Consider the following 20033-nt stretch of genomic DNA (forward strand, 5'->3'; position numbering starts at 1 on the left):
GCGGGCAGCCGGGAGCACGGCGGAGTGGTGGCGCGGCGGGGTGGTGGCGCGGCGGGGTGGTGGCGCGGAGGGGTGGTGGCCGGGTGGTGGCGCGGGCCTGGGCGGTCGGCTGAGATGCCGCTGTGCGGGCGTCGCGCGGGGAAGGGTGCCGCAGGGCGATGAGTTCCGCGGGGCGGGTCGGTCTATCTCGGTGACAGCACAACAGCCCCTGCTCACCGAGGAGATCACCATGACCACGGCCACCGCCACCACCACGGCCACCGCCACCACCACGGCCACCGCCACCACCACTGCCACCGGTTCCTCCGCCCGTACTGCCGCTGCCGGACGCCGCCCCGTACGCATCGCGCTGCGCACCGTCCAGGTGGTGCTCGCCCTGTTCTTCGGCCTCGCCAGTGGGGCGCCGAAGCTGATCGCGCACCCCACGGCGGTCGAGGCCTTCGAGCGGCTCGGATGGGGCGAGCCGGGGATGTACGCGATCGGCACGCTCGAGGTGCTCGGCGGGATCGCGCTGCTGATTCCGGTGCTCAACTCCGTCGGCGCGGCGGGCCTCGTCGGGCTGATGATCGGCGCGTCCATCGTGAGCGTCACCGCGCTCGGCGGGGAGAACGCCGCCACGCCGCCCATCCTGATCCTGCCGCTGGCGTGGATCGCCTGGGCGCGACGCGGGCAGACGGTGGAGCTGGTCCGGCTTCTGCGCCGCAGGGCGTGAGGCACAGGGCGTGAAAAGCGTCCAGCGAAAGTCCGTCCGCCGTAGCGGAGTCAGGTCCTTGCGTCGAGGGCTCACCCGGAGACTGCCGGGCGAGCCCTCGACGCAAGGGCACGCTGCGGTCTAGTTTCCGCTAGGGCGCTTCTGATGGATCTCCGCGGCGTCGCGACACCCGGCACGCACTCCCCCAAGCTCTCGGCTTCGCTCGAGCAGAGAGTGCCCCCATGACGCACGGCGCGAAGGGACAGGTGGCTCCGCCACATGACCCTTCACACCGCACTTCCCCAAGCTCTTCGAGCAGGGGGGACCCCCAGCGCACGCACCGAACGCCGCTCCTTCTCCCACGGAGATCCATCAGAAGCGCCCTAGCCCTCGACGCCGCGAAGGCGCTCCATCTCGCGGCGGTCGCGTTTGGTGGGGCGGCCCGTGCCGCGGTCCCGGATCCCGGCGGGGGCCACTGCCTCGCGGGGCGGCGGGGGAGGGCTGTTGTCGATGTAGCACTCGATGGCCACCGGAGCGCCCACGCGCTTGCGGATGAGGCGTTTGATGACGACGACATGCTCGCGGCCGCCCGCGTGGCGCAGCCGCACCTCGTCGCCCACATGCACGCCGTAAGCGGGCTTCACGCGCTCGCCGTTGACCCGTACATGGCCGCCCTTGCAGGCCGCCGCGCCCATGGAGCGGGTCTTGACCAGACGTACGGACCAGATCCAGACGTCGACCCGTACGGAACCCCCGCCAGCCCCCGCGCCCCCGCCAGCCCTCGCGCCCCCGCCCGCGCCTGCCGGACCGCTACCGCCTGAAGTCTCCGAAGCCATACCCCGACTGTAATGCGGCAGCAGTGCGGCATCCCCGGCCGCACGGCGAGCCGTCCGGAAACGGTTCGCCTCGGAGTCTGATAATTCGGGCTAATCACCACAAAGCCGAATGTAGACCGAGGGGTGCCGCCCATGAAGCTCGAAGCCACCGTCGACGACCTGATGGACACGTTGCGAGCCGACCTCGAACGGCTTGCCGCGATTCCCTCGATCGCCTTCCCCGGCTTCCCGCCGGAGCCGGTGCGAGAAGCGCACGATCTGCTGGTCGAGCTGTTGCGGGGAGCGGGGGTGCCGACCGTCGAGCGGCTCGATCTGCCGGACACCGCGCCCGTGATCTACGGGGAGATCCCGCCGCCGACCCCCGATGCGCCGACGGTCCTGCTCTACGGCCACTACGACGTCCAGCCGCCCGGCGACGAGTCCCTGTGGAAGTCGCCGCCCTTCGAGCCGACCCCGATCGAGGGAGGCCTGCGCGCCCGTGGCATCGCGGACGACAAGTCCAATGTCATCGCGCACCTGGGGATGCTGCGGGCGTACGGGGGACGGCCGCCGGTCGGGATCAAGATCGTCATCGAGGGGCAGGAGGAGTACGGCAGCGCCTTCGACGACTATCCGCCCACCGATCCGGAGCGGTTCGCCTGCGATGCCATGGTCGTCGCCGACCTCGGGAACCTCCGGCCGGGCACCCCCACCCTCACCACCGCCCTGCGCGGCGCATCCGAAGTGATCGTAGAAGTGCGCACCCTGGCTGAACCGCGCCACAGCGGGGAGTTCGGCGGTGCGGCGCCCGACGCGCTGCTCGTGCTCCTCAAGGCGCTTGCCACTCTGCACGACGTACACGGCGATGTGGCGGTGGAAGGGCTCCGGCGCGAGGACTGGACCGGCACCACCTACACCGAGGACGAGTTCCGCGCGCTCGCCAGTGTGCGCGAAGGAGTGCCGCTCGTCGGCAGCGGCAGCCTGGGCGAGCGGCTGTGGAGCGGCCCCGCGATCACCGTGGTCGGCCTGGACGCACCCAGCGTCGAGCACGCCGCGTCGGCCGTCGTGCCGTACGCACGCGCCAAGTTGAACCTCCGATTCCACCCCCGCCAGGACGCGAAGGAGGCGCAGGGCAAGCTGGTCGACCACCTGCGGTCGCTCACCCCCTTCGGGGTTCCGCTCACCGTCACGCCCGGCGACACAGGCCCCGGATACGAGGCGGCCACCGGCGGCCCCGCCTACCGCGCCGCCCGCGCCGCGCTCAAGGAGGCCTGGGGCGAGGACGCCTCGTTCGTCGCGACCGGCGGCTCCATCCCCCTGGTCAACGGCCTCGCGAAGGCGGCACCCGGCGCCGAGGTGCTGCTCTTCGGCGCTCAGGACAGCATGTGCAATCTGCACGCCCCGAACGAGCGCGTCCTCTTCTCCGAACTGCGCAACACGGTCGTCGCCATGGCCGCCTTCGTGCGCGAGTACGCCGCCGACTTCAGTGGCTCCGATGGTTCTGCCGGCTCCGACGGCTCCGATGCCACCCCGGAGAGCGGCGCATGAGTACCACCGCGACCGACCGACCCGGCACCGAAGAACCCGAGCACAAACCGAAGTTCACTTTCCCCAGCGCCCTGACCATCCTCGCGATCGTCACCGTGGCCGTCTGGCTGCTCGCCTTCCTCATCCCGTCCGGCGCCTACGACCGCAACGGCAAGGGCGCCCCGGTCGAGGGCAGCTACCACCGGGTCGACTCGGGCCAGAGCTTCGTCGACCGCCTGAACGACCTCTTCCTCGCGCCGGTGAACGGCCTGTACGGGGTCCAGGACGAGAAGTCGGGCATCGTGGGGCCCGACATGGCCGGGGAGTTGTACGGCAGCGCGGGCGTGTTCCTGTTCGTGCTCGCCATCGGCGCGTTCATCACCGTGGTCTTCGCCACCGGCGCCCTCGACCGCGGGATCGGCCGCCTCGCCCACCGGCTTCGTGACCGCGGCGCGATGCTGATCGCCGGGGTGATGATCGTCTTCTCCGTTCTCGGCACCGTCGAGGGGTTCGCGGAGGAGACGCTCGGCTTCTACGGCCTGATCGTGCCGCTGATGCTCGCCCTGGGCTACGACCGGATGGTCGCGGTCGGCGCGATCATCCTGGGGGCGGGCATCGGCGTGCTGTGCTCGACGGTCAACCCCTTCGCGACCGGAGTGGCATCGTCCGCCGCCGACATCTCACTCGGCGACGGCATCGTGCTGCGGTTCGTGATGTGGATCGTCCTGACCACGGTCACCATCGCCTACGTCATCCGCTACGCGAAGCGCGTACAGAAGAAACCGGAACGCTCCCTCAGCGGCTTCCTGCCCGGTGACCGCGAGCAGACGGCCGCCGACGCGGGCGAGGTGCCGGAACTGACGAGCCTGCACAAGGCCGTGCTCGTGCTCGTCGCGCTCGTCTTCGCCTTCATGATCTTCTCCGTGGTGCCGTGGGCGAGCGCGCTCACGGGCAAGGCGGACGCGACACCGTACGGCTTCGAACTCGGCTGGTCCTTCCCGCAGTTGGCGGCGCTCTTCCTCTGTGCCGCCGTGCTCGTCGGGGTCGTGGCGCGGATGGGCGAGCAGCAGGTCAGCTCGACGATCATCCAGGGCGCGGCCGACTTCATCTCGCCCGCCCTGGTGATCGTGCTCGCGCGCGGAGTCACCGTGATCATGAACAATTCGAAGGTCACGGACACGGTCCTGCACTCGATCGAGGGCGTGGTCAAGGGCACGTCCTCCGGCCTCTTCGCGATCATCGTCTTCGTCGTGAACCTGCCGCTGGCCTTCCTGATCCCCTCCACATCCGGCCACGCGACGCTCGCCATGCCGATCCTCGCCCCGCTCGCCGACTTCGCCGGGGTCTCGCGCTCGGTCGTCGTCACCGCGTGGCAGGCGGCCAGCGGCTGGATGAACCTCTGGGTGCCGACGACGGCCGTGACCATCGGCGGGGTCGCGCTCGCGAAGGTCGGTTACGACAAGTACCTGCGGTTCGTCTGGCCGCTGCTCGCCATCCTCTTCCTGCTGATCTGCGTCTTCGTGGCGCTAGGAGCTGCGCTGACATGACAACAGCTGACATGACAACAAACTCACCCACTGCCGAGGCCCGTCCTTCGGCCGCCGCGTACCGCAACCTCGCGGTCGCCACGGTCGGGTTCACGCTCACCTTCTGGGCCTGGGATCTGATCGCGCCGCTCGGCAGCGACTTCGGGGACCGGCTCGGACTCACGTCGTTCGCGCAGTCGCTGCTGGTCGCCGTGCCGGTCATCGTCGGCTCGCTGGGCCGGGTGCCGGCCGGCGCGCTCACCGACCGCTACGGCGCCAAACTGATGTTCCCGCTGGTCTCGGCGCTCACGATCGTGCCGGTGCTGCTGATCATCCTGGCCAAGGACAGTTACGTCGGGATGCTCGCGGTCGGCTTCCTGCTCGGCCTCGGCGGGACGACGTTCGCGATCGGCATCCCGCTGGTCAACTCCTGGTTCCCGCCCGCCCACCGGGGCTTCGCGCTCGGGGTCTTCGGGATGGGGATGGGAGGCGTGGCGCTTTCCGGCTACTTCACGCCGCGCATCGCCAAGCACGGCGAGAACCTGCCCTATCTGGTGGTGGCGGTCGCCCTTGCCGCCTTCGCGGTGATCGGGGCGCTGCTCATCACCGACCACCCCGACCGGCCGGTCCCGACGAGCCCGCTCGCGACCCGACTCGGGGCGGCGGGGCGGCTACGGGTGACCTGGGAGCTCTCCGCGCTGTACGCGATCGGGTTCGGCGGCATCGTGGCCTTCGGGGTCTATCTGCCCACCTATCTGAAGACGTGGTACGACCTGTCGCCCACGGACGCGGGCACGAAGGCGGCCGGGTTCGCGCTGGTCACGGTCGTCTTCCGGCCCGTCGGAGGCTGGCTCTCCGACCGGATCCATCCGGCGACGGTCACCTCGTTCGCGCTGGCCGTCGTCGCCGTCTTCGCCATCGCGCAGGCCTTCGAACCGACGCTGAATCCGGGCGGCACGATCTGCTTCCTCGTCATGGCGGCGGGGCTCGGCACGGCGAGCGGCAGCGTCTTCGCCCTCGTCTCGCAGGTGACGCCACAGGCGCAGGTCGGCTCCGTGACGGGAATCGTGGGAGCGATGGGAGGCCTTGGCGGGTTCGTCCCGCCGCTGGTCATGGGGGCCATCTACAGCGCCAAGGACTCGTACTCGATCGGGTTCATGCTGCTCTCGGATCTGGCGCTCGCGGGGTGCGTGTACGCGTACGGGCGGATGCGGGGGCTCCGGGCGGGGTGAGGTGTCAGTGGCCCGGGGAGGGTTATCGTCGCGCGATGGGCCTTTATCCGGAGATCGAACCGTACGACCACGGAATGCTTGAAGTCGGCGACGGCAACCGCGTGTACTGGGAGGTGTGCGGCAATCCGCTGGGGAAGCCGGCGGTGGTGCTGCACGGAGGACCGGGGTCGGGGTGCACGCCGTTCTTCCGGCGGTACTTCGACCCCGACGCGTATCGCGTCGTGCTCCTGGACCAGCGGGGATGCGGACGGTCGACGCCGCCCGCCAGTGACCCCCGTACGGACATGAGCGTCAACACGACGGGGCATCTGCTGGCCGACCTGGAGCTGCTGCGGCGGCATCTGGGGATCGAGCGGTGGCTGGTGTGGGGCGCGTCCTGGGGGTCCGTGCTGGGGCTCCGCTATGCGCAGATCCAACCCGACCGGGTGTCGGAGCTGGTCCTGACGGGCCTCGCCACCGGGAGCCGGGCGGAGGTCGAGCTGCTGACCCGGGGTCTCGGGCGGATCTTTCCGGAGGCGTGGGAGGCGTTCCGCGACGGGGTCCCGGAGGAGGAGCAGGGCGGGGAGCTCGCCGGGGCCTACAACCGGCTGCTCGAGTCCCCGTGTGCGGGGGTCCGGGCTGCGGCCGCGCGGGCGTGGACGGACTGGGAGACGGCCTTCGCTTCGGCGGCGCCCCGGTCTGTTCCCCGATACGAGGACGCGGCGTTTCGAGCGGGGTTCGCCCGGACCGTCACGCACTACTTCGCCAACGACCATTGGCTGGGCGGCGACGAGGTCGTCCTGCGGGACGCGGGGGCGTTGGCCGGGATTCCCGGGACGATGGTGCAGGGGAGCCTTGACTTCGGGAATCTGGTGGGGATTCCTTGGCGGCTTCAGGGGGCCTGGCCGGGGAGTGAGTTGGTCCTTGTCGGGGATGTGGGGCATGACGCGGGGGCGCGGGGGATTTCGGAGGAGCTGGTGGGGGCGACGGATCGGTATCGGGTGGGGTGAGGTCCGAGGTCCGAGGTCTCGGCGGGGCTTTCCCCCATCCCGCCCCTTTCCGATGTTCGTAAGCAGATGTTCCGTCCCGCCCGGCGTCTGACCGGGTGGGACGTCTGCCTTCCTGCGTCTGCGCCCGTCCCCGGTTCTGCCAGGTAAGGGGCGGGGCACATGGTGTGGGCGGGAGTCCCTACAGCAGGGCGCCGCCGGACACCTCGAGGCGCTGGGCGGTGACCCATCGCAGGTCCTCGGAGGCGAGCGCGGCAACCGCGTCGCCGATCTCCTGCGGTTCACCGACACGGCCGAGCGCGGTCTGCGCGCCCAAGCCCTCGCGCATCTGCGCGTCGTCCCGCATGGCGCCGCCGTTGAAGTCGGTGGCGGTCGGCCCTGGCGCGATGGTGTTTACGCGGATCTTGCGCGCCCCCAGCTCCACGGCCAAGGTCCGGCCAAGGACCTCGACCGCCGCCTTGGAGGCCGAGTACACCGAGGTGCCAGCACTGGTGTGGCGGCTGAGGGAGGAGGAGACGTTGATGATCCGCCCCCCGTCGGCCAGCACGGGCGCAAGCGCCTGGATAAGGAAGAACGTGCCGCGCACGTTGGTGTCCATCACCGCGTCGAAGTCGTCGACCGTGACCGCTTCCAACGGTCCGAACAGCCCGATCCCGGCATTGTTGACCAGGACATCAAGCCGGGTCGCGTCCCAGCGCTCCAGTTGCGCGGCCAGGTGGGAAACGAAGGCGGGAAAGGAGGCCACGTCGCTGATGTCCAGCCGCAGCGCGGCAGCCGTGGCGCCGGTTTCCTGAACGGCTTTGACCGTCTCCTCGGCCTCCTGCGCGTCGCCGCGGTAGGTGACGATGACGCGCAGCCCGTGCCGGGCCAGCGCCTGGGCCGTGGCCCGGCCCAGCCCGCGATTGCCGCCGGTCACCAATGCGGTCCTGGCTGACTCCATGTGTGCTTCTCCCTGCGGAAACGGAACGACGCAGGCGGGGGAACACTCCCGCCGACCGAATGCGAGTCGTGCGACTCGCCTCCCTGGCCACGTAAACATCCGCACAGTGGCGAGTCAAGTGACTCGCCTCGTGATGAGTCATACTGGTCCCATGACCGCAGGACTCTCCGCGCACCATCAACGACTCGCTCAGCGCAAGCGCGAGGCGATCACCGCAGCGGCCACGAAGCTGTTCCTGGAACGGGGCTATGACGGGACCTCGCTGGCGAAGATCGCGCAGGAAGCGGTCGTCTCGAAGTCCACGCTGTTCAAGCAGTTCCCGACCAAGGCGGCGCTCTTCGAGGCCATCGTTACCGAGTACTGGAAGGGTGGGCCGGACCCGGCGGCGCCCGCGACGCAGCCCGGTGACCTGGGCGTCGGCTTGAGCGCGATCGGCCGCCAGTACGCCGACCTGATCGGCCGGCCCGCGATGGCGGCCCTCTTCCGCATCGTCATCGCCGAACTGCCGCGCTTCCCGGAACTGGGACGGGCTCAGTTCGAGCTGGGCAAGCTGCCCTACTTCATCTCCGTCCAGCGCTACCTGGAGGCCCAGAACGCCGCGGGCGCTGCGGTGGTACCTGACGCGGAGAGCGCCACCAACCAGTTCCTCGGCATGATCGCCAACTATGTCCTGTGGCCGCGGATGCTGCTTGCCGACTGGAGCCCCGCACCTGCCGACGTCGGCCACGCGGTCGACGAGGCGGTCACGACGATGCTCGCCCGCTACGGCCGCAGCGCCAACGACTCGTAGCACTCCTGAGGGCTCCGGCGCCGCTGCGGGTGCGGACGGCGCTCGCCCCCGGACCCCCGGAACGCTGCGGGAGGCATGTCACAGCCGGGAAGGGGCGGGGCTGGGGACTAGTCCTGTTCTTCCTCGCCGAACAAGTGCCGCACGGTCGACCGGTAATTCGTCCGCACATGCGCCAACGCGTGGGCCCGCGCCAGACCCGCGTCCCCCGACGCCACCGCCTCGTACAGCTCCCGATGCTCCGCCAGGAGATGCACCCACTCCTCGTTCCGCCGCGTCATCCACCGCAGCCGCCCGTCCACCGGCTCCATGACCGACGTCAGCAAACCGTTCCCCGCCATCGCGAGCAAGCGGTCGTGGAAGCGCGTGTTGATGTCAGTGATCGCCTCCCCGTCCGCCGTGCGCGTCGCCGCCGCCGCGCTGTCGAGCAGGGCGGACAGCTCCGCAAGGCCCTCCTCCGTGGCGCGTTCCGCCGCGCGGCCCGCCGCGTAGACCTCCAACGCCTCGCGCAGTTCGAAGAGTTCGGTCACGTCGGTGCGGGTGAGGCGGCGTACGACGGTCCTGCGTGGCGTCTCGAAGGTGACGAAGCCCTCGGCGACAAGGGCCCGGATCGCCTCGCGCACCGGGACCCTGGACACTCCGAGGCGCTCGGCGAGCTCGCGTTCGACCAGCCGGTCACCCGGGCCGAGGCGCCCGGCGATGATCTCTTGCCGCAACTCGGCGAGCACGCGTTCGCGTACGGCGGCCAGCGGCTGCTCCACGGTCGTCATGGGGTCCATCATCGCCGAACTCCGCCATTGCCGAACTCCGCATCAGCGCATCGATTTACCGATTCGTAACCGTAGGGACATTGCCGGGCGCCCTTGGTGGCGGGAACATGACGTCACCTTTGGTATACCAAAAATTGGTATACCAAAGCACGCCGCACCTCCGTCCCCCTTGCAGGAGGCCCCGTGTCCCTCACTCAGCGCGCCGACTCCCCCGGCGCCGCGACCGACTTCGTGCCCGACCCCCGCCTCACCAACGAAGACCTCGCCCCGTCCGCCGAGCGCAAATGGAAGGTCTTCGACCTCTTCGCCCTCTGGATGTCCGACGTCCACAACCTCGGCAACTACACCTTCGCCGCCGGACTGCTGGTCCTCGGCCTCAACGTCTGGCAGATCTTCACCTCGCTCCTCGTCGGCTTCATGCTCATCTACGTCGGGATGAACATGATGGGGCGCATCGGGCAGCGCCACGGAGTGCCGTTCCCCGTGGTCAGCCGCATCAGCTTCGGTGTCTGGGGCGCCAACATCCCCGCCCTGATCAGGGCCGTGATCGCCATCATGTGGTACGGAATCCAGACCTATCTGGCCTCCATCGCGGTCAATGTGATGCTGATCGCCGCTTTCCCGGGGCTCGACTCCTGGACCGAACACTCCTTCCTCGGGCTGCACGCCCTCGGCTGGTGTTCGTTCGTCGCCCTCTGGCTGGTGCAGGGGCTGATCATGACCCGAGGCATGGAGTCCGTACGGAAGTTCCAGGACTTCTGCGGGCCCGCCATCTGGGTCGTGATGATCGCCCTCGCCGTGTGGGTCCTCTGGAAGGCGGGCTGGACCATCTCCCTGACCAGCACCCCTCACCCCGTCTCCACCGGCGAGCAGGTCCGGCAGTGGTTCGGAGCGATCGGCCTCATCCTCGCCACCTACGGCACGCTGATGCTGAACTTCTGCGACTTCTCGCGCTTCGCCCCCGACTACCGCACCGTCAAGCGCGGCAACTTCTGGGGCCTCCCCATCAACTCCACGGCCTTCGTGATTCTGTCCGTCGTCGTCACCGCCGGAAGCCTCGAAGTCTTCGGCAAGGCCATCACCGACCCCGCCGAACTGGTCGCCGAGATCGGCAACACCTGGGTGCTGATCTTCGGAGCGCTCACCTTCGCCGTCGCCACGATGGGCGTGAACATCGTGGCCAACTTCGTCTCACCCGCGTACGACCTGGCCAATGTCTGGCCGCAGAAGATCACCTTCAAGATCGGCGGAATCATCTCCACGGTCGCCGCGCTGCTCGTCACGCCGTGGAACCTCTACTCCAACCCCACCGTCGTCAACTACTTCCTCGGCGGCCTCGGCGCCTTCCTCGGGCCGCTGTTCGGGATCATCGCGGTCGACTACTTCTGGGTGAAGCGCGGGCGCATCGACGCCGAAGCTCTCTTCAAGGCCGAGCCGGGATCGCCGTACTACTACAAGAAGGGCGTCAACCCGAAGGCGCTCGCGGCCTTCGTGCCGACGGCCGGGTTCGCCGCGGTGTGTGCGCTCGTGCCGTTCTTCGACTACGTCGCGCCGTACTCCTGGTTCATCGGGACGGCCACGGCCGCGCTCCTCTACGCCGTCCTGTGCCACGCCGAGCGGACCGCCGCGCTCACGGACGAGGTCGCACCTACGGACGAGGTCGCACTCACGGGCGAGGTTGCCTTCACGGATGCGGTGGAGGGCTAGTGCGCATCGTCGTCACCAACTGCAATACGACGCGGTCGATGACCGAGGAGATCGTGGCGGGGGCGCGGGACGCTGCCGCCCCCGGCACCTCGATCGTCGGGCTCACCCCCGCCTGGGGTCCTGAGTCCGCCGAGGGGTGGCTCGACAGCTATCTCTCGGCCGCGGCCGTCCTCGACACCCTGCGCGGGTACGAGGAGTCGTACGACGCCGTCGTCATGGCCGGGTTCGGCGAGCACGGGCGTGAGGGCGCCCGTGAGCTCCTCGACGTGCCCGTCGTCGACATCACCGAGGCGGCGGCCCATCTGGCCTGTCTGCTCGGGCGGCGGTACGGCGTCGTCACCACCCTCGACCGGGCGCGCGGCCAGATCGAGGACAGTCTGCACGCGGCGGGCGTCGCGCGGAACTGCGCGGCCGTCGTGGGGACCGGGCTCGGCGTCCTAGACCTCGCGGACTCCGAGGTCACCGTCCGCGCGTTCCTCGCCGCCGCCGAGCGGGCCCGCGAAGCGGGGGCCGAAGTCCTGGTGCTGGGCTGCGCCGGGATGACCGGGCTTCAGGAGAAGGTCGGCGCCGCTCTCGACATGCCGGTGGTCGACGGTGTCGCCGCGGCGGTGAAGCTCGCCGAATCGCTCGTCGGGCTCGGCCTGACCACGAGCCGCGCCGGCGGCTACGCCAAACCCCTGCCGAAGGCGCGCACTTGGGCACCACCGTCGCAGTCGCCGCCGTCGGAGTGATTCTCCGGGCGATCTGCCGCCGGACCGGCGGTGTACGCGGCCTCGCGGGGGTCGGGTGACCGCAGACTCCGGGGAATGCGCCGGGCCGGTCCGGTGCCGAGCAAGTGGAGTGCCCGGTGTCGCAGCCGTCCCTCGGATCAGCTGGCCGAGCCCGTCGCCGTTCCCGTGGCGCCCAAGCCCGTGGTGCCCAACCTCGCGGCGCCCAACCCCGTGGCGCTCGTCCCCGCTTCGCCCGGCTCATCGCCGCCGTGCTCCTCACGGGCGCGGCGGCGTCCGGCTGTGCGGGGGTGACGGGCGTGGTGCCGGGGGGCACCGCTGACGGCGCGTACGCATCCGGCGCTTCCGGGCACGCGGGAGCCGCCCCCGCCACCAGCTTCTGGGTCGACCCGAACAGTGCCGCCGCCCGCCAGGCCGCCCAGTGGCGAAGCCAGGGCTACACCGCCAAGGCCCGGCTCATCAACCGCATCGCGGGACGCGCCCAGGCCCTGTGGCTCAACGATCCGGAGCCGGGGCCCGCCGTCCGTGCGGCCACGGAGGCCGCGGCGAGGCAGCGGCGCACGGCAGTGCTCGTCGCCTACTTCATCCCGCACCGCGACTGCGGCGACTACTCGGCAGGCGGGGCGGCCACCGCGGGTGAGTACCGGCGGTGGATCGACCAGTTCGCCGCGGGCATCGGCGACCGTCCCGCGTACGTCATCGTCGAACCGGACGCGGTCGCGCAGAAGATCGCGGGCTGTGCGAAGGCGGACGCCCGCGAGCGGTACGGCCTCCTCGCCTACGCGGTCGGCCGCATCAAGGCGCGCCCGCACGCCAGGGTCTATCTCGACGCGGGCAACTCCGGCTGGATCCCCGATGAACGCCGCCTCGTCGCCCCGCTGCGGCAGGCCGGGGTCTCCAGGGCCGACGGCTTCGCGCTCAATGTCTCCAACTATCATACGAACACGGTCAGTTCGGCCTACGGCAACCGTCTCTCCAGAGAGCTCGGCGGCGCCAAGCACTTCGTCGTCGACAGCAGCCGCAACGGCAACGGCCCCTACACCGGAAGCGGCGCCAACTCCTGGTGCAACCCGCCTGGCCGCGCCCTCGGCACCCCGCCCACCACCCGCACCGGCGCCTCCGCCCTCGACGCCTACCTGTGGATCAAGCGGCCGGGCGAGTCCGACGGAACCTGCCGGGGCGGTCCGCGCGCCGGGCTGTGGTGGGCGCAGTACGCGCTGGGGCTCGCCAGCAGGGCGCGCGGCTAGCGGGGGTGCCCGTCGGGGACGATGGCCGTCGCCGTGATCTCGACGAGCTGACCGGCGTAGCCGAGGCATGTCGTGCCGAGCAGCGTCGACGTGTGCGGGCCCTTCGCGAGCAGGTCGGAGGCGCGGACGACCTCCCACGCCTCGCTCAGCGGTCCTGGCTCGTCGCTCACGACGTACACCGTGCTGGCCACCACCTGCGTCAGGTCGCTGCCGATGGCGCGCAGGGCCTCGTCGAGGTTGGCGATGACCTGCGCGGTCTGGCGCACCACGTCGCCCTTCCCGACGAGATTCCCCGCCGGGTCGAGCGGCACCGAGCCCGCCATGAACGCGAGCTTGGTGCCTGCCTCGACGACTGCGGCATGGGCGTATCCCGGCGGCGGGAAGAGGGTGGGCACGACGGTGCGGTGAGTAGTGGCAGCCATGGTGCTGATCGTGCGGGACGCGGGCGGTGGCGCGCCATCGAATTTCCACCCCGGGGTGCCGGGCCCGTCAGTGCACCGCCGCCGGTGAAATCCCGTCCCGGACAAGGAGATTGGGCTTGCCGTCCCCGTCCGCCCGCGTGCTCCAGATGTCCTGCTTCCGGTCGCCGCCGCCCGGCAGCGCGTACGCGAGGGTGTCGTCGTCCAGCCACGCGGCCTGGTCGTCGACGTTACGGGACTCGGCGACCGAGTGTTCGCGCATGGTGCGCAGGTCGAGTACGTAGAGGCGCCAGGGATCCGAAGTGCCCTTCCGTACCCGCTTCTTGAAGGCGATGCGGGTGTTGTCGGGCGAGAGGGAGGGGCACTCGACGTTCGTCCGCAGGGCCTTGGCGGTCCACTTCTTCATGTCGCCCTCGACCAGATAGGTCTTGCCCTTCGTCGAGACGGTCGCGTAGAAGCGGTTGTCGTCCTTGGCGAAGGTGACGCCCCAGTAGTTGACGTCGGGGGAGTGGTAGCGGCTGCCGTCCAGGGTGAGTTGGATCTCCTCCATGTTCTTGATGAGGTAGCCGGTGCGGGTGTCCAGGATCGATGTGCGGGTGGAGAAGGAGGAGCCCGCGTACGAATCCCCCGTGGCGAACATCGTCCAGGACAGCATCCGGCCCGACGCCGAGACGCGGGCCCGGTTGGGGATGCCGGTCAGGGCGATGCGGCGCTTCTCGCGCAGCTTCCGGTCCAGGACCAGGGCGTACGACGTGGGCGGGATGCCCGCGCGGCGCTGGAGGCAGAGTGCGGTGTTCGCGGCGGCGTAGAAGCGTTCGCAGGAGGGTCCGCCCGGGGTGCGGTGACCCTTGCCGGACGGGGTGGCGGTGCGGGCGACTCGGCCTGCACCGCCTGCACCGCCTGAGCCTTCCGTGCTGCGGAAATAGAGGTGGCCCGTGTCGAGGCCGAACTCCGATGCGGCGGCGGTCGGTTCGGCGCGTTCGGCCGCGTGCAGGGTGTAGGCGACGGCCACGGTGGCGAGGACGGCGGCGGTCGCGGCCACGGCGATGATGCGGGTGCGCAGGGACTTGGCCTTGGGGTGGGGGTCGGGGTCGGGGTCCGGGTCGTTCTGGGTCGTGCCATCTGTCATGCCGTCATGCCTGCCTTTCGCGGCGAGGGCAGCAGCGCTGTCGCCCCCGCCAGTGCCACCGTCAGTGCGAGCGCCGCGCAGGTCAGCGCGGGGCCGATGCCCCACAGAGTCCAGGCCGCGCCGAACCCGGCGGCCGCGACGAGCCGGGCGAGCGCCTGGCCCGTCTGGAGTACGGCCATACCGCTGGCCCGGCGCCCCTGCGGAAGCACCGGTGTGGCGAGCGCCATCAGGACGCCGTCGGTGGCCGCGTAGAAGATGCCGAGGAGGAGCAGTACGCCGATGAGCAGGGTCCAGCCGTCGGCGGGGGAGAGCAGCAGGACGTACCCGCCGAGGAGCGCCACATGTCCGGCCAGGAAGGGGACCCGGCGGCCCACGCGGTCGGCCAGGCGCCCCGCAGGCACCGCCAGGAGCAGATAGACGGCTGCGGCGCCCAGCGGGAGGAGCGGGAACCAGCTGATCGCGAAGTCGAGCTGCCGCTGGAGGAGCAGATAGAGGAAGGCGTCGCCGATGGTGGCAGCGCCGAGGAGGGCCGCAGCTCCGAGGATGCGGCGGAAGGCGGGGAGGCGGAGGAGGTCAAGTACCTTGAATTTCGGGGTGCTTGGCGCGCCTTCTGGCTCCGTCACCGGGACCGTCACCGGCACCGGCAGCGCGTCGCCCCGGCCCGGCACGAACGCGACCAGCATCAGTACTCCGAGAAGCCCGAAGCAGAAACTGACCACGAACACGGCGTCGTACGCGTCCGCAGTCGCCCAGAGCAGCGCGAACGCGGCGAGCGGCCCGAGCAGCGCGCCAGTCGTGTCCATCGCGCGGTGCACGCCGAACGCCCGGCCGAGGGCGTCCGGCGGGCTGCTGAGCGAGATCAGCGCGTCGCGCGGCGCGGTCCGTACGCCCTTGCCGATGCGGTCGGCGGCGAGGGCCGCGCCGATTCCGGCCGTGGCGCCGCCCGCGAGGAGCAGGCCGAGCCGGGAGAGCGCGGAGAGGGCGTAACCGCCGCCCGCGACGAGCTTGTGCCGCCCGCCGCGGTCGGCGGCGTACCCGCCGATGAGTCGTACGAAAGCGGTGACCCCGTTGTAGAGGCCGTCGAGGAATCCGAACTGGAGCGGTGAGAGGCCGAGTTGGAGGACGAAGTAGAGGGGGAGGACCGCCGTGACCATCTCGGACGAGATGTCGGTGACCAGGCTGACCGCGCCGAGGGCGATGACAGGACCGGCGACGCGGCCGCGCTTGGCTCTGGTGGTCTTGGCCTCTGCTGTGGAAGCAGCTTCGGCTTCGGCCTTCGCCTTGGCGACCGCGTCCGTTGACGCCAGATACATCTCAGCGGCTCAGTGACACTTGTAGGACGGGCTGCTGTCCTTCGTCGCGCCGTCCGTGCCGATGAGGTTCCAGGAGAAGCCGGTGTCGGTGAAGTCCAGCTTCACCACGCCGAACGTCTTGGTGAGCCGCTTCTCGCTGTTGGGCTGGACTTCCTCGATCTTGTACGGGTTGGCGCCGCCCATCCCGCCGAGCAGCTCGACGATGCCGTTGGCGTCGGCCTTCCCGTCCGGGTTCTGCGGCGCGAACCGCTCGTAGTGGTGGTCGTGGCCGTTCATGACGAGCTCGGCCTTTTTGTCGTAGAGCAGCTTCCAGACCGGCCTGCTGACCGGGTCGTTGCCGTGCTCGCCCGAGGAGTAGAGCGGGTGGTGCCAGTACGCGGCCACGCACTTCTTGGAGTTCGCGGCGAGGTCGGCCTTGAGCCAGTCGATCTGCGCGTCGTCGTCGAAGCTGTTGGAGTCGAGGGCGATGAAGTGCCAGTTGTCCTGGTCGAAGCTGTAGTAGCTCTCGCCCTTGGGGTAGGCGATGTCGCCGAAGTAGGACTTGTAGCCCTCCAGGGCGCCGTCCGGGTCGTACGTCTCGTGGTTGCCGGGCACCGGCCGCGTCTTGTCCTTGAAAGTGCCCCAGCTGGTGTCGTAGTAGGCCTCGAAGTCCTTGAGGCGTGCGTCGTCGTACTGGTTGTCGCCCATCGTCATCACGAAGGACGGGTTGAGCTTCTTGACGAGCTCGGCGGTCTTGGGGTGCTCGCAGCCGCTGTCGTCGGAGGTGCACTGCTCGGCGATGTCTCCGGCGGCGACGGCGGTGAAGGCCGCCTTCGTGTCCTGCCCGGCCGGCGCGGCGTCGGCCTTGTCGGCAGGGGACCAGAGGAGGGCGCCGCCGACGAGGGCGAGCGAGGCGCCGGCCGCGAGGGGGATGGCCCAACGGGCCTTCCTCTTGTGGGACGCGTTCGTACGGGACTTACTCGTACAGGACTTGCTCGTACGAGATTTGCTCGTGGGGGTTTCGTCCGTGCGGGAGTTCATGGCGCGGGGGGTGGGCGGCATGTCCGTCTCCTATTTCGGCGTGGGGGGCCGTGAGCGGTGCGGGGCCGTTCGCAGGGCATCCTGCCGAGACGGCATGACCGCGTCAATGACTTGGGGCGAACTACTGTTAGGAAAGTTTCCTACCAGCGCTCGCTCCGGGACGGCTGGCCTAGGGTGGCGTGCGGGAATGACATGCGGGTGACTGAAGGTGAGCGAGGTGGTGAACGTGACGGCGGGGGCTGGCGCGGGCGCCGCTGTCGTGGCCGCTGGGCTTGTCCGCACCTGCGCTGCCGTCTTCCTTCCGGCCGAGGTGCCGAGGGAGGGGCGGATCGCGTTCTGGGCGCCGGACGGGAGGCTGCCCGGCGGAGGCGGTACCGGTGGGTTTCCCGGCGCCACCGAGGGTGAGATCTCCGTCGTACGCCCACACGGCAAGGGAGTCCGTACCCGTACCGTCCCGGCGTGGATCCTGCCGATGCCGGAAGCGGTCCCGCTCCTGCTGCGCGCCACCACATCCGCGCCCCCGTACTCGCGCCAGCACCAGCACCCCCACCCGTACTCGCACCAGCACCCCGCCGTGGCCTGCTGGACCGCTGCCGCCCGGCACGCCCTGCACCTGGCCGCGCGGGGCAGGCTGCTGCCTGGTCTGACCGGCGGCGACCTGGACGCGTGGCGGGCCGGGCCGCTGGACGCCGCCGACGTCACGCAGCTGCGGGCGATCGCCGCGGCGATGCCGGCCCAGGCGCACGCCGTACCGCTGCCCGGCAGCAAGCCCCTCCTGCTCCCCGAGCCGCTCGCCCTCGTCAGGGCCTTCGTCGACGCGGTGGTGGACACCCTGCCGCGTACGCCCGCCGCGGCGCACGCGGTCGGCGCACCCTTCGCGGCACGCGAGCCGCAGCGGCTGCCGGGCGCACGGGAGTGGGCCGCGGAGGTGGCCGCCGGGATGGACGCCGGGGTGCGGGTGTCGCTGCGGCTCGATCTGCAGGCGCACGAGGTGTTCGACACCGGGGATGCTGCTGCCCCCGATGGCGTCGGCGAGGACGGCGCCGCAAGCCCGGCGGCCGCAGTCGTGCAGGTGCACAGCCTCGCCGACCCCACGCTCGTCGCGGACGCGGCTCAACTCTGGTCGGGGGTCGACCACTTCGGCCCGCGCGCCCGCGTCGACACGCTGCTCGCGGTGCGGCGCGCGGCCCGCGTATGGCCGCCGCTCGCCCGTCTCCTCGAACGGCCGCGCCCGGACGTACTTCCGCTGAGCGAGGGGGAGTTGTACGAACTCCTGGGCACGGCGGCGTCGAGGCTCGGCGCGGCGGGCGTCGCCGTCCACTGGCCCAGGGCACTGACGCGCGGCCTGACCGCGACCGCTGTCGTACGCCCCGCCCCCGGCACGGCGGCCGACAACTTCGACTTCTTCAAGACCGAGCAACTCCTGGAATTCCGCTGGCAGTTGGCGCTTGGCCCCGGCGACGGGGGCGGCACGGGCGGTGGCCCCCTCACTGAGGCGGAGATGGACATCCTGGCGGAGGCGCACCGCCCGGTCGTACGCCTCCGTGACCAATGGGTCCTGGTCGACCCCGAACTCGTACGCAAGGCACGCAAACGGGATCTGGGACTCCTGGACCCGGTGGACGCGCTCTCTGTCGCACTGACGGGGACGGCGGAGGTGGAGGGCGAGCGGGTCGAGGCGGTCCCGATCGGCGCCCTGGCCCGCCTCCGGGGACGCCTGACCGACGACCTGCGCCCGGTCGCTCAGCCCCCCGCACTCGCGGCCACCCTGCGCGACTACCAGCTCCGGGGCCTCGCGTGGCTCGACCTGATGACGTCGCTCGGCCTGGGCGGCTGCCTCGCCGACGACATGGGCCTCGGCAAGACGGTCACCCTGATCGCGCTCCATCTGCACAGGGCCCGCCCCGAACCGACGCTGGTGGTCTGCCCGGCATCGCTGCTCGGCAACTGGCAACGGGAGATCGAGCGGTTCGCGCCGGGGGTCCCGGTGCGCCGCTTCCACGGCGCGGGCCGCAGCCTCGACGGTGACCTGGAGGGCGGCTTCATCCTGACGACCTACGGCACCATGCGTACAAGCGCACCCGAACTGGCCGCGCACGCCTGGGGCTTGGTGGTGGCGGACGAGGCGCAACACGTCAAGAACCCGCACGCGGCGACGGCGAAGGCGCTGCGCACGATCCCCTCCCCGGCGAGGGTGGCCCTCACCGGCACCCCGGTCGAGAACAACCTCTCCGAGCTCTGGGCCCTGCTGGACTGGACGACACCGGGCCTGCTCGGCCCGCTCAAGGCGTTCCGCGCACGCCACGCCCGCCTGGTGGAGGGTGGCGAGACCGCCGAGAACGACGAGGCGATGGCGCGCCTGGCCCGCCTGGTCCGCCCCTTCCTCCTGCGCCGCAAGAAGTCGGACCCGGGCATCGCCCCGGAACTCCCCCCGAAGACAGAAACGGACCACCCGGTCACGCTCACCCGCGAACAGGCGTCGCTCTACGAGGCGGTCGTACGCGAGACACTCGCCCATATCGAGGCGTCCGAGGGCATCGCACGCCGAGGCCTGGTCATGAAGCTCCTGATGGCACTGAAGCAGATCTGCAACCACCCGGCGCAGTACTTGAAGGACGGCGAGATCGTGAAGCGCGGGGGCGGCTCCCGCTCAGGGAAACTGGAACTCCTGGACGAACTCCTGGACACGATCCTGGCGGAGGACGGCGCGGTCCTGATCTTCACGCAGTACGTGGAGATGGCGCGCCTGCTCGAATCGCACCTGTCACGGCGCGGCATCGGCACCCAACTCCTCCACGGCGGTACGCCGGTCCCGCGCCGGGAGGAGATGGTGGACCGCTTCCAGTCGGGCGAGGTCCCCGTGTTCCTCCTCTCCCTCAAGGCGGCGGGCACGGGCCTGAACCTCACCCGGGCGGGCCACGTCATCCACTACGACCGCTGGTGGAACCCGGCGGTAGAGGAACAGGCCACGGACCGCGCCTACCGCATCGGCCAGACGCAGCCGGTGCAGGTCCACCGGCTGATCGCGGAGGGCACGGTGGAGGACCGCATCGCCGAACTCCTGGCGGCGAAACAGGCGTTGGCGGACGCGGTGCTAGGCGAGGGCGGCGAGTCGGCACTCACGGAGCTCTCGGATGCGGACCTGGCGGATCTGGTATCGCTGCGGAGGGTTTCGTGAGGGGCGGGGGCGGTGTCC

General features: G+C 70.6%; 17 protein-coding genes. 10 read left to right on the plus strand and 7 right to left on the minus strand.

Features of this window, described 5'->3' with window-relative positions; genetic code table 11:
• Positions 1-229: 229 nt before the first annotated feature.
• Positions 230-712, plus strand: coding sequence for a DoxX family protein (locus tag ACGFSB_RS15270; protein ID WP_393398673.1), 483 nt, complete (start codon positions 230-232; stop codon positions 710-712).
• Between the two features lie 362 nt (positions 713-1074).
• Here the strand turns inward: ACGFSB_RS15270 and ACGFSB_RS15275 are convergent, their stop codons facing one another.
• Positions 1075-1527 (minus strand): RNA-binding S4 domain-containing protein, encoded by a 453-nt coding sequence (locus ACGFSB_RS15275; RefSeq protein WP_393398675.1) that lies wholly within the window; start codon positions 1525-1527, stop codon positions 1075-1077.
• Between the two features lie 132 nt (positions 1528-1659).
• Here ACGFSB_RS15275 and ACGFSB_RS15280 point away from each other — a divergent pair, with 132 nt between their 5' ends.
• The 4 genes from ACGFSB_RS15280 to pip are packed head-to-tail and all read left to right on the plus strand — an operon-like array spanning position 1660 to position 6780.
• Entirely contained in the window at positions 1660-3054 is a 1395-nt protein-coding gene (locus ACGFSB_RS15280; protein WP_393398677.1) for a M20/M25/M40 family metallo-hydrolase, read from the plus strand.
• Positions 3051-4580 carry a YfcC family protein gene (locus ACGFSB_RS15285; protein ID WP_393398679.1) on the plus strand — a complete coding sequence of 510 codons (1530 nt, stop codon included), beginning with the start codon at positions 3051-3053 and terminating at the stop codon, positions 4578-4580. The genes ACGFSB_RS15280 and ACGFSB_RS15285 overlap by 4 nt, the downstream gene beginning before the upstream one ends.
• Positions 4577-5791, plus strand: coding sequence for an MFS transporter (locus ACGFSB_RS15290; RefSeq protein ID WP_393398681.1), 1215 nt, complete (start codon positions 4577-4579; stop codon positions 5789-5791). Before ACGFSB_RS15285 ends, ACGFSB_RS15290 begins: the two co-directional genes overlap by 4 nt.
• A gap of 35 nt (positions 5792-5826) precedes the next feature.
• Positions 5827-6780, plus strand: coding sequence for a prolyl aminopeptidase (gene pip, locus ACGFSB_RS15295; RefSeq protein ID WP_393398683.1), 954 nt, complete (start codon positions 5827-5829; stop codon positions 6778-6780).
• Positions 6781-6958: 178 nt separating this feature from the next.
• Here the strand turns inward: pip and ACGFSB_RS15300 are convergent, their stop codons facing one another.
• On the minus strand, positions 6959-7717 hold the full coding sequence (locus ACGFSB_RS15300) for an SDR family NAD(P)-dependent oxidoreductase (RefSeq protein ID WP_393398685.1): 759 nt from the start codon (positions 7715-7717) through the stop codon (positions 6959-6961).
• Between the two features lie 151 nt (positions 7718-7868).
• On the opposite strand from ACGFSB_RS15300, the gene ACGFSB_RS15305 reads away from it, so the two are divergent.
• A complete protein-coding gene (locus ACGFSB_RS15305) occupies positions 7869-8507 on the plus strand; it encodes a TetR/AcrR family transcriptional regulator (protein ID WP_393398687.1) in 639 nt (212 codons plus the stop codon).
• A 107-nt stretch (positions 8508-8614) separates the two neighbouring features.
• Here ACGFSB_RS15305 and ACGFSB_RS15310 read toward each other — a convergent pair whose 3' ends face one another.
• Positions 8615-9274, minus strand: a complete 660-nt coding sequence (locus ACGFSB_RS15310; protein WP_393398689.1) for a GntR family transcriptional regulator — start codon at positions 9272-9274, stop codon at positions 8615-8617.
• Between the two features lie 183 nt (positions 9275-9457).
• Here ACGFSB_RS15310 and ACGFSB_RS15315 point away from each other — a divergent pair, with 183 nt between their 5' ends.
• From ACGFSB_RS15315 to ACGFSB_RS15325, 3 genes are all read left to right on the plus strand, one after another.
• Positions 9458-10981 carry an NCS1 family nucleobase:cation symporter-1 gene (locus ACGFSB_RS15315; protein ID WP_393398691.1) on the plus strand — a complete coding sequence of 508 codons (1524 nt, stop codon included), beginning with the start codon at positions 9458-9460 and terminating at the stop codon, positions 10979-10981.
• Positions 10981-11712: an aspartate/glutamate racemase family protein gene (locus ACGFSB_RS15320; RefSeq protein WP_393398693.1), complete on the plus strand. Its 732-nt coding sequence runs from the start codon at positions 10981-10983 to the stop codon at positions 11710-11712. Before ACGFSB_RS15315 ends, ACGFSB_RS15320 begins: the two co-directional genes overlap by 1 nt.
• Before the next feature lie 239 nt (positions 11713-11951).
• Positions 11952-12956, plus strand: coding sequence for a glycoside hydrolase family 6 protein (locus tag ACGFSB_RS15325; RefSeq protein WP_393399049.1), 1005 nt, complete (start codon positions 11952-11954; stop codon positions 12954-12956).
• Here the strand turns inward: ACGFSB_RS15325 and ACGFSB_RS15330 are convergent.
• From ACGFSB_RS15330 to ACGFSB_RS15345, 4 genes are all read right to left on the minus strand, one after another.
• A complete protein-coding gene (locus ACGFSB_RS15330) occupies positions 12953-13378 on the minus strand; it encodes a RidA family protein (protein ID WP_393398695.1) in 426 nt (141 codons plus the stop codon). The genes ACGFSB_RS15325 and ACGFSB_RS15330 overlap by 4 nt on opposite strands.
• A gap of 67 nt (positions 13379-13445) precedes the next feature.
• Complete coding sequence (locus ACGFSB_RS15335; protein WP_393398697.1) at positions 13446-14504, minus strand: hypothetical protein; 1059 nt, start codon at positions 14502-14504, stop codon at positions 13446-13448.
• The gene (locus tag ACGFSB_RS15340; RefSeq protein WP_393398699.1) at positions 14501-15817 is read right to left on the minus strand and encodes an MFS transporter; all 1317 of its coding nucleotides are present in this window, start codon (positions 15815-15817) and stop codon (positions 14501-14503) included. The genes ACGFSB_RS15335 and ACGFSB_RS15340 overlap by 4 nt, the downstream gene beginning before the upstream one ends.
• A 9-nt stretch (positions 15818-15826) precedes the next feature.
• Positions 15827-16858: a metallophosphoesterase family protein gene (locus tag ACGFSB_RS15345; RefSeq protein ID WP_393398700.1), complete on the minus strand. Its 1032-nt coding sequence runs from the start codon at positions 16856-16858 to the stop codon at positions 15827-15829.
• 205 nt (positions 16859-17063) lie between these two features.
• On the opposite strand from ACGFSB_RS15345, the gene ACGFSB_RS15350 reads away from it, so the two are divergent.
• A complete protein-coding gene (locus ACGFSB_RS15350) occupies positions 17064-20015 on the plus strand; it encodes a DEAD/DEAH box helicase (RefSeq protein ID WP_393399051.1) in 2952 nt (983 codons plus the stop codon).
• The last annotated feature ends 18 nt before the right edge of the window (positions 20016-20033 follow it).

It is taken from the genome of Streptomyces sp. NPDC048441 (genome assembly GCF_043200235.1).
Lineage (GTDB): Bacteria > Actinomycetota > Actinomycetes > Streptomycetales > Streptomycetaceae > Streptomyces.